The 9,309-nt window shown below is 59.6% G+C and carries 9 protein-coding genes; 7 read left to right on the top strand and 2 right to left on the bottom strand.

Going from position 1 to position 9,309, the window contains the following annotated elements:
* The first annotated feature begins 138 nt into the window (after nt 1-138).
* Nucleotides 139-1,260, top strand: coding sequence for a cell division protein ZapE (zapE, locus tag ACE04F_RS16145; protein ID WP_486108203.1), 1,122 nt, complete (start codon nt 139-141; stop codon nt 1,258-1,260).
* A 53-nt stretch (nt 1,261-1,313) separates the two neighbouring features.
* Complete coding sequence (locus ACE04F_RS16140; RefSeq protein ID WP_486108201.1) at nt 1,314-1,808, top strand: GNAT family N-acetyltransferase; 495 nt, start codon at nt 1,314-1,316, stop codon at nt 1,806-1,808.
* A 307-nt stretch (nt 1,809-2,115) separates the two neighbouring features.
* Here ACE04F_RS16140 and ACE04F_RS16135 read toward each other — a convergent pair whose 3' ends face one another.
* Nucleotides 2,116-2,289 (bottom strand): DUF6026 family protein, encoded by a 174-nt coding sequence (locus ACE04F_RS16135; protein ID WP_305500661.1) that lies wholly within the window; start codon nt 2,287-2,289, stop codon nt 2,116-2,118.
* A 249-nt stretch (nt 2,290-2,538) separates the two neighbouring features.
* Here ACE04F_RS16135 and gnd point away from each other — a divergent pair, with 249 nt between their 5' ends.
* From gnd to nhaA, 4 genes are all read left to right on the top strand, one after another.
* Nucleotides 2,539-3,543: a phosphogluconate dehydrogenase (NAD(+)-dependent, decarboxylating) gene (gene gnd, locus ACE04F_RS16130; protein WP_486108300.1), complete on the top strand. Its 1,005-nt coding sequence runs from the start codon at nt 2,539-2,541 to the stop codon at nt 3,541-3,543.
* Nucleotides 3,540-5,060, top strand: a complete 1,521-nt coding sequence (gene zwf / locus ACE04F_RS16125; protein WP_486108198.1) for a glucose-6-phosphate dehydrogenase — start codon at nt 3,540-3,542, stop codon at nt 5,058-5,060. The genes gnd and zwf overlap by 4 nt, the downstream gene beginning before the upstream one ends.
* Nucleotides 5,057-5,878, top strand: coding sequence for an HAD family hydrolase (locus ACE04F_RS16120; protein ID WP_486108196.1), 822 nt, complete (start codon nt 5,057-5,059; stop codon nt 5,876-5,878). The genes zwf and ACE04F_RS16120 overlap by 4 nt, the downstream gene beginning before the upstream one ends.
* A gap of 201 nt (nt 5,879-6,079) precedes the next feature.
* Nucleotides 6,080-7,225 (top strand): Na+/H+ antiporter NhaA, encoded by a 1,146-nt coding sequence (gene nhaA, locus ACE04F_RS16115; protein WP_486108194.1) that lies wholly within the window; start codon nt 6,080-6,082, stop codon nt 7,223-7,225.
* A 116-nt stretch (nt 7,226-7,341) separates the two neighbouring features.
* On the opposite strand, the gene ACE04F_RS16110 is transcribed toward nhaA, so the two are convergent.
* Nucleotides 7,342-7,608, bottom strand: a complete 267-nt coding sequence (locus ACE04F_RS16110) for a hypothetical protein (protein ID WP_486108192.1) — start codon at nt 7,606-7,608, stop codon at nt 7,342-7,344.
* 341 nt (nt 7,609-7,949) lie between these two features.
* Here ACE04F_RS16110 and ACE04F_RS16105 point away from each other — a divergent pair, with 341 nt between their 5' ends.
* Complete coding sequence (locus ACE04F_RS16105; protein WP_486108190.1) at nt 7,950-9,275, top strand: sigma-54 dependent transcriptional regulator; 1,326 nt, start codon at nt 7,950-7,952, stop codon at nt 9,273-9,275.
* The last annotated feature ends 34 nt before the right edge of the window (nt 9,276-9,309 follow it).

The raw sequence follows: 9,309 nt of genomic DNA, 5'->3' as shown, positions 1-9,309 counted from the left end.
GCCCCAAGCTTTTGCGGTCGCTGCGCAACCGAGCGGGAGCAAGCTCCCTCGCCACGGGATTTATAGTGAATCATGAATTACTTATCGGATCCCGCTGCATGGCATACTCCAGACCTTCCCCCTCCGGACCCGGGTCGCATGACTTTCACTTCTCCCTTGAGCGCCTGGCAGCATGCCATCGAACACCACGGCTTCGTCCAGGACGAAGCCCAGGAGCTGGCAATCATGGCATTGGAGCAGTGCCACCAGGCGCTGCACGAAGGTTGCAAGGCAATCAAGGGTGTTTACCTCTGGGGACCGGTCGGGCGGGGCAAGACGTGGCTCATGGATCGCTTTTATGAAAGCCTCGAGGTTCCGGCCCGTCGCCAGCATTTCCATCATTTCATGGCCTGGGTGCACCAGCGCTCGTTCCAGCTCACCGGCACGCCAGACCCGTTGCAGGCCCTGGCTCGGGAGCTGAGCCGAGAGGTGCGGGTGTTGTGCTTCGACGAGTTGTTCGTGACCGACATCGGCGATGCGATCATCCTCGGCCGCCTGTTCCAAGTGATGTTCGAGCTGGGCATGGTGGTGGTCAGCACGTCCAACCTGCCGCCGGACGAGCTGTACGCCAGCGGTCACAACCGTGAGCGCTTCCTGCCGACCATAACCGCCATCAAACAGTACATGCAGATCGTGCCGGTGAATGGCTGGCAGGATCATCGCCAGCACCCGGGCGCCTTGCAGCAGCGTTATTGGCTGCGTGAGCCGGCCCAGCCTGATCCGTTGGCGGGGGTTTTCGCTCAGTTGAGCGTGGGGCAGAAATCCTGCAATCAGGCGCTTGAGGTCGGCCATCGCCTGGTCGTTCCGGTCCAGGCCAGCGATACCGTGCTGTGGTGCCGATACCTTGACCTTTGCGAGCAACCGTTCTCGGCGCTGGATTTCATGGCGCTGTGCGATCGTTTCAAGGCCATTCTTCTCAGTGACGTACCCTGCCTGAGCGCCGAACAACGCGAAGGACGGATTGCCCGCGGCACCGAAGACGGGGTCGAGCGGGTCGAAGCCGGTGATCGCGAGCTGCCGCAGCTGTCGATTCATGACGACGGCGTACGGCGTTTCATTGCTTTGGTCGACGAATGTTATGACCGTAAAGTGCCGTTGTACCTGTCGGCCCAGGTGCCGATGGACCAGTTGTACACGCAGGGCTATCTGCAATTCCCGTTTCGCCGTACTCTCAGTCGCCTTCAGGAAATGCAGCTGCAACGTTTTGGTCAGCCCGCCTGACCCGACCCTGTCGACGTCAAGTCGTCGGCCTTATCGAAACGAGATGGAAGATCATGGAAGAAGCCAAGGACATCCTTGTACTGCAAGCCAGCTACACCAACCCGGTCCACGCCGAAGCGATCTGCCATGTGCTCAACGGTTATGCCGAGGATCCGATGGGTGGTGGGCACTCGCTGCCGGCCGAGGTGCTGGCCCATCTGCCTGAAGAGCTGGCCAAGCGCGCCCATGCCTTCAGTGTGTTGGCGTTCGTCAACGGCGAGCCGGCGGGGCTGGTCAATTGCTTCGAGGGTTTCTCGACCTTCGCTTGCCGGCCTTTGGTGAATGTCCACGATGTTGCCGTGATGCCGGCGTTTCGTGGACTGGGTCTGAGCCAGAAGATGCTGCAGAAAGTCGAAGACATCGCCCGTCAGCGCGGATGCTGCAAAATCACCCTGGAAGTGCTGGAAGGCAACGCGGTGGCCCAGGCCAGTTATGCCAAGTTCGGCTTTGCCGCCGGCATGTTCGACCCAGCGCACGGGCGCATGCTGTTCTGGATAAAGCCCCTCTAGATGCGTAACGCGGTTCACTCAAGAAAAACGATGTACCTGCTTGTGACCGAGAGCTGATCCTGGATCTTGTCCAGTTCCGGCGTTGTGCTCCCTGGTAGCCGTAAAGGCTCATGCGCTGGCGGTTGGTCGATTCGCCAACGACCAGCACCGGTAGCCGGCTCATGGGCCATGGCATCCTACCTGGAGCAGGGGAGCAGGAGCGATTTTGTGGTGAGGAACAAGCTCCCCACCACAGGTTGTGCGTTGTTTTGTCAGCGTGACACCGGTTTGCCCGGCGTCGCTAAAGTGTCCTGCCCTGAGGGCAGGATCAGCGAGCCAAAGCCTGGCCCTGGTGCGAGAGCTGGGCGTGCTGTAACTGCATGCGCAACTGCGTCACTTCATCAAGCAGCAGATCACGCTCTTCCTTCAGCAGGCGTAATTCGTCGCGACGAATGGTCACATAAAGGGTTTGGGGAGGACGTGCGGTAACGACAGGGCCCATTGCTCACCTCGCAAATGGCTACATCAACTAGAGAGATGTCGTCAGTTTCTTGGCGACAATTCTTTATCGGCACCAATTCTGAATACTTTTGCCCGTTGATGGAACTTTTTTATTTTTCATGGTCCGCGTGTCTTCGGCTGGTTTTTGAACGTTATCCTTTGTGATCGGGCGATTTACCCGGAAACTATGCGGCAATGCTCTGGACTAACCTCCACAAGTCACCTTGAGCTAAACCTTTGACACACCTTTATTTGTAGTAGGGAGCATCAGCACATGCAACTCGGGATCATTGGACTGGGCCGCATGGGCGGCAATATTGCGCGGCGCCTGATGCTCAATGGGCACACCACCGTCGTCTATGACCGTAATGCCGCTTTTGTCGAAAACCTGAGCCAGGAAGGCGCGACGGGCGTCGCGGACCTGCCGGCGCTGGTCGCCGGCCTGGAGAAGCCTCGGGCTGTCTGGGTGATGCTGCCGGCCGGCGCACCCACCGAAGACACCATCAACGTGCTCGGCGACCTGCTCGAGCCAGGGGACGTCATCATTGATGGCGGCAACACGTACTACAAGGACGACATCCGGCGCGCCCAGGCGCTGTCGGAAAAAGGCTTGAACTACATCGACGTCGGTACCTCCGGCGGCGTCTGGGGGCTCGAGCGCGGCTATTGCATGATGATCGGCGGCGACACCGAAGTCGTGCGACGCCTGGACCCGTTGTTCGAAAGCCTGGCGCCGGGTATGGGCGACATCCCGCGTACCCGTGACCGCAAGTCCGATGACGACCGCGCCGAACGTGGCTACATCCATGCAGGCCCGGCCGGTTCCGGTCATTTCGTCAAGATGATCCACAACGGCATCGAATACGGAATGATGCAGGCCTTCGCCGAAGGCTTCGACATCCTCAAGACCAAATCCAGCGAAAGCCTGCCGCCGGAGCAGCGTTTCGATCTCAACCTGGCCGATATCGCCGAAGTCTGGCGGCGTGGCAGCGTGGTTTCGTCCTGGCTGCTGGATCTGACCGCGGATGCGCTGGCCAGCGATCCTAAGCTCGATGGCTTCTCCGGCGAAGTCGCCGACAGCGGGGAAGGGCGCTGGACCATCGAAGCGGCGATCGAACAAGCGGTGCCGGTGCCGGTGCTGTCCAGTTCGCTGTTCGCCCGTTTCCGCTCGCGCCAGCAAGCCACCTATGGCGACAAGATGCTCTCGGCCATGCGCTTTGGCTTCGGTGGCCACGTGGAGACGCCGAAAAAATGACCTCGATCGGCAGGAAATCCAAGGCACAACCGGCACCACCGACCACGCTGTTCCTGTTCGGTGCGCATGGGGACCTGGTCAAGCGCTTGCTGATGCCGGCGCTTTACCACCTCAGTCGTGACGGGCTGTTGGGGGATGGCCTGCAGATCATTGGTGTCGACCACAACGCTATCAGCGACGTGGATTTTGCAAAAAAACTCGAGGATTTCATCCGTAACGAAGCGGCGAGCAAGGGCGGCGACCCCGACCAGGCACTTGATCCGGCGCTTTGGGCCAACCTGGCCCAAGGCATCAGTTACGTCCAGGGTGATTTTCTCGATGACAGTACCTACGCAGCGCTGGCGGCGAAAATCGCTGCCAGCGGCACGGGTAACGCGGTTTTCTACCTGGCGACCGCGCCACGCTTTTTCAGTGAAGTGGTCCGCCGCCTCGGCGCGGCCGGGCTGCTTCAAGAGGGGGATGACGCTTTCCGGCGTGTGGTGATCGAGAAGCCATTCGGCTCCGACCTGCAAACCGCCGAGGCGCTCAACGCCTGCCTGCTCAAGGTGATGAGTGAAAAGCAGATCTACCGGATCGACCATTACCTGGGCAAGGAAACGGTGCAGAACATTCTCGTCAGCCGTTTCTCCAACAGCCTGTTCGAGGCGTTCTGGAACAATCATTACATCGACCACGTGCAGATCACCGCCGCCGAGACCGTCGGCGTGGAAACCCGTGGCAGCTTTTATGAACATACCGGGGCTCTGCGGGACATGGTGCCCAATCACCTGTTCCAGTTGCTGGCAATGGTTGCCATGGAGCCGCCGGCCGCGTTCGGCGCCGACGCGGTGCGAGGCGAAAAGGCCAAGGTGGTGGGCGCAATCCGGCCCTGGTCGGTCGAGCAGGCTCGGGCCAATTCGGTGCGTGGCCAGTACACGGCGGGAGCGATCAACGGCAACCTGGTCAGCGGTTACCGCGAGGAAACCAATGTCGCGCCCGACAGCAGCACCGAAACCTACGTTGCCCTCAAGGTCATGATCGATAACTGGCGTTGGGTAGGCGTGCCGTTCTACTTGCGCACCGGCAAGCGCATGAGCGTGCGCGACACGGAAATCGTCATCTGCTTCAAGCCGGCGCCGTACGCGCAGTTTCGTGACACCGAGGTCGACGAACTGCAACCTACGTACCTGAGAATCCAGATTCAGCCCAACGAAGGCATGTGGTTCGACCTGTTGGCCAAGCGGCCCGGGCCGGCACTCGACATGGCGAATATCGAGTTGGGCTTTGCCTACAAGGACTTCTTTGAAATGCAGCCATCAACGGGTTACGAGACCCTGATCTATGATTGCCTGACGGGCGATCAGACGCTGTTCCAGCGCGCCGACAACATTGAAAACGGCTGGCGCGCGGTGCAACCCTTCCTTGATGCCTGGCGCGAGGATGCAAGCGTTCAGCCTTACCAGGCTGGCGAGGATGGCCCAGTGGCGGCGCACGATCTGTTGACTCGCGATGGTCGCGTCTGGCATGGCCTCGGATGACTGATCAGTTGAAACGTCCTATTCGCTTTCTGCTCAGTGACATGGACGGCACTTTGTTGCTGCCTGACCACAGCCTCAACCAGCGAACCATCGAAGCCGTCCGCTCCTTGCGTGAGGCCGGCGTGCTGTTCAGTCTCGCCACCGGGCGTCCGCCCCGGGCGATGTTGCAGCAGATCGAAGCCCTGGGCGTCGACCTGCCCACCGCGGCGTTCAACGGCGGTACGCTGGTGCACCCCGACGGTAGTTTTCTCGCCGTTCATTACTTGCCGCCCGAAGCTGCGTTGAGCACCCTGGCCCTGTACGCCGATCAGCCGGGCATCGAGGTCTGGGTGTTTGCCGACGGTGAGTGGCTGGTGCGCGATGCCCACGGGCCCATGGTACCGGTTGAAACCCGTGGCCTGGGTTATCCGCCTTTGGAGGTGGAAAGCTTCGAGCCTTACCTTGAACGCATCGACAAAATCGTTGCGACCAGCGCCAATACCGCTCTGCTGGTCGAACTGGAGGCTCGCTTGCATCCGCTGCTCAAGGGCCAGGCCCAGGTGTCGCGTTCGCAACCGATCTACCTGGACGTGACGGCGATGAAGGCGAACAAAGGCGAAGCGCTGTCGACCCTGGCGCAATTCCTCGGCGTGCCGCTGGAACAGACCGCCGCCATGGGGGACGGTGGCAACGACCCGGCGATGTTCCATCGCGCGGGGCTGTCGATTGCCATGGGGCAGGCGGAAGAGGCGATCAAGCGCCAGGCTGACGTGATCACCGCCGCCAATACCGAGGACGGCGCGGCGCTGGCGATCGAGCGGTATATCCTGCCGCGTTGATAGCTCCGCGCCCTGATCGGGCGGGTTCTTTTTGACCGATGGGCTGTCTACCATTCGGGCATTTTTTCCTGGCCCAATTTTGTTTTCACCAGGTTGTAAGACAACTGCCCCGCCCGTGCAAGTATTGGGTAGAATCCGACGCTGATCGGATTACGGGAGGAAACAATGGGGAATAGCTCAACTCAGGGCGGTGATACGCGAATGGCCACGCCACTGGAACGCTTCATGCAATCGGAATCCTCGGGCGGCATCGTGCTCATGTTTTCGGCGCTCGTCGCGCTGATCGTAGCTAATAGCCCGCTCTTCACTACCTATACCAGCGCGCTGCATGCCTCTTTTCTGGGGATGTCCGTGGAGCATTGGGTCAACGATGCGCTGATGGCGATCTTTTTCCTGTTGGTAGGCCTCGAAATCAAGCGTGAGATGCAGATAGGCGAGTTGGCCAAATGGAGCCAGAGGGCGCTGCCCGGTTTCGCTGCGCTGGGGGGCATGATTGTGCCCGCCCTCATTTACGCCTGGATCAACAGGAATTCCTCCGAAACGCTGGCCGGTTGGGCCATTCCAGCGGCAACCGACATCGCATTTGCGCTGGGGGTGCTCTCGTTGCTGGGCAATCGGGTGCCGATTTCCCTGAAGATATTCCTCTCGGCGCTTGCCATTCTTGATGACCTGGGCGCGGTCGCTATCATTGCGGTGTTTTATACCGGCGGCCTGGACGTGACCATGTTAGCGGCCTCCGCTGGGGTCATTGCAGTATTGCTGATCATGAACAAGGCCGGAGTAACGAGACTGCTGCCCTATCTGGCGTTAGGTGTGGTGTTGTGGGTACTGGTTCTCAAATCAGGCGTACATGCAACGCTGGCAGGCGTGGCGCTTGCCTTTTGCATCCCGCTGAACAAAGACGCCGCTGAAGCGGACTCTCCCTCCCTCAGACTTGAACAGAAGTTGTCGCCGTGGGTCGCTTTCCTCATCATGCCGGTTTTCGGCTTTGCCAATGCTGGGGTTTCCCTGGCGGGTGTTTCATTAAGCACTCTGCTTGATCCGGTGCCCTTGGGCGTCGCTGCGGGATTGTTGCTGGGCAAACAGCTGGGTGTATTTACCTTCGCGCTGGTTGCGATCAAGACAGGCCTGGCGCAAATGCCGAGCCATAGTTCGTGGCGGCAGGTGTACGGCGTGGCGTTGTTGTGCGGGATAGGGTTCACGATGAGTCTGTTTATCGGCAACCTGGCGTTTCCCGGCGCGCAGTTACTGATTGATGAGGTCAAGGTTGGCGTATTGGCCGGTTCGACTCTAGCCGCCCTTGCGGGCATTCTGGTGCTGCGGTTCTGCGCGTCCTCCAAAGCGTGAAAAAAGAAGTCCGCTGCATCGCTTAATGTCGTTTACAAAAAAAACGGCGCTTATCCAGACATGGAAAGCGCCGTTTTTTTATGTCTAGAAAGACCTCGGTCTTTCTAGCAGGAAGTTTATTCCGGCATCGACCACGACTGCAGTTTGTAGCCTTCCTGGCTCAACTCGGCACGGGCCTGCTTCAGCAGGTCGGCAAGTTGCGCCGGGTCGGTGTAGGCGCTGCTGGGGATCTGGGTACGGCCGATATGGGTGTTGGTGCGGTCGACGACGGTCAGGCTGAGTTCGCCGTTACCGTCTTGTGGGGCCCAGGCCACGCATTGGAAAGGACGGAATGCGCGGTCGGCAATCAAAAGAGCTTCGTTGATACGGAGCGGGGCGTTCATGGCGTTATCTCTCAAAAGTGCCCATTCAAATGATCTGCCGTCGGTTGGGCGTACCGTGCGGCTGGTTACTTGTACTGATGTCCCGAACCCGGGAGCAGGTCACACAATCGCTGAATAAATTTCGATTTTCTTTCAGACCAGGCATTTGGGCTTTTGTTTGAAAGGCCGGTGAAAGATTCCCGGAGAGGTCAACTAACGAAACGCTCGCTTATAACCAATTCAATGACGTCCTGATAACTAATCGATACAAGCAAGTGTCAAGTTCTTGCTACTGTTACATGCAGGTTCGCCAAACGCCTGTTTCTAATCATATTTCCTTATTTTGGCGCCAAGGATCAGTCGTGATGGAAGCCAGTGCGTTGCGTCGTCTTCTCGTGGTGGATCCTTGCGATGATTGCCATCGCCTGCTGCCTGGCCTGCGCCAGATCGGTTGGGACGTCGACAGCTGTTCCCTGGAGCAGGCCAGCGACAGGACGTGCGACGTTGGCCTGTTGCGTCTGCAGCCTTTCCACTTGGAGCGCCCCGAAGCCGTCAAGGAATTGATTCGCCGCAGTCGCGCCGAGTGGATCGCCGTCCTCAGCCAGGACGTGCTGCGCCTGCAAAACGTCGCTGATTTTGTCTGCGAATGGTTTTTTGACTTCCATACCTTGCCGTTCGATGTTTCCCGCGTTCAAGTGACACTGGGCCGGGCGTTTGGCATGGCGCGGTTGCGAGGGCGCGGTTCGGTTCACGTCAATCAGCCCGAACATGAGCTGCTTGGCGACAGCAAGCCGATTCGCGAGCTGCGCAAATTATTGGGCAAGCTGGCCCCCGCTGAGTCACCGGTATTGATTCGTGGCGAAAGCGGCACGGGCAAGGAGTTGGTCGCGCGCACCCTGCATTGCCAATCGCACCGGCGAAACAAGCCGTTCATTGCCATCAATTGTGGCGCGATCCCCGAGCACTTGATTCAATCCGAGCTGTTCGGCCACGAGAGGGGCGCTTTCACCGGCGCCCATCAACGCAAGATCGGACGGATCGAGGCCGCTCACGGCGGCACGTTGTTTCTCGACGAAGTCGGTGATCTACCGTTGGAACTGCAGGCCAATCTGCTACGTTTTTTGCAGGAAAAGCACATCGAGCGTGTAGGCGGCAGTCAACCGATTACCGTCGATGTACGGGTACTGGCGGCGACGCATGTCGATCTGGAGGCGGCCATCGAGCATCGGCGTTTTCGTGAGGACCTGTATTACCGCTTGAACGTCTTGCAGGTGTTCATGGCGCCGCTGCGCGAGCGCCATGGCGACCTGTCGATGCTGGCCAGCCATTTTGCCCATTTTTATAGCCACGAAACCGGTCGTCGGCCGCGTAGTTTCAGCGAGGACGCGCTGGTGGCGATGGGCATGCATGACTGGCCGGGCAATGTGCGGGAGTTGGCCAATCGCGTCCGTCGCGGCCTGGTGCTGGCCGAAGGGCGACAGATCGAGGCCCGCGACCTTGGCCTCGTCGGCCATCAGAGCGTCGCTGCACCTATGGGTACCCTGGAAGACTACAAGACCCGCGCCGAGCGCCAGGCACTGAGCGATGTGCTCAACCGCCACAGCGATAACCTGAGCGTGGCGGCCCGCGTGCTAGGCGTGTCTCGGCCGACGTTTTATCGGTTGTTGCACAAGCATCAGATTCGCTGAGCAGTCCAGCGATCATCAGAGAGGTGGGAGCGAG

The organism is Pseudomonas sp. AGC41, assembly GCF_057334555.1.
This window is presented reverse-complemented; position numbering and strand designations above follow the sequence as displayed.

Coding starts and splice junctions, on each gene's coding strand:
- zapE (WP_486108203.1), top strand. CDS start 139: ATGACTTTCACTTCTCCCTTGAGCGCCTGGCAGCATGCCATCGAACAC.
- ACE04F_RS16140 (WP_486108201.1), top strand. CDS start 1,314: ATGGAAGAAGCCAAGGACATCCTTGTACTGCAAGCCAGCTACACCAAC.
- ACE04F_RS16135 (WP_305500661.1), bottom strand. CDS start 2,289: ATGGGCCCTGTCGTTACCGCACGTCCTCCCCAAACCCTTTATGTGACC.
- zwf (WP_486108198.1), top strand. CDS start 3,540: ATGACCTCGATCGGCAGGAAATCCAAGGCACAACCGGCACCACCGACC.
- ACE04F_RS16120 (WP_486108196.1), top strand. CDS start 5,057: ATGACTGATCAGTTGAAACGTCCTATTCGCTTTCTGCTCAGTGACATG.
- nhaA (WP_486108194.1), top strand. CDS start 6,080: ATGGCCACGCCACTGGAACGCTTCATGCAATCGGAATCCTCGGGCGGC.
- ACE04F_RS16110 (WP_486108192.1), bottom strand. CDS start 7,608: ATGAACGCCCCGCTCCGTATCAACGAAGCTCTTTTGATTGCCGACCGC.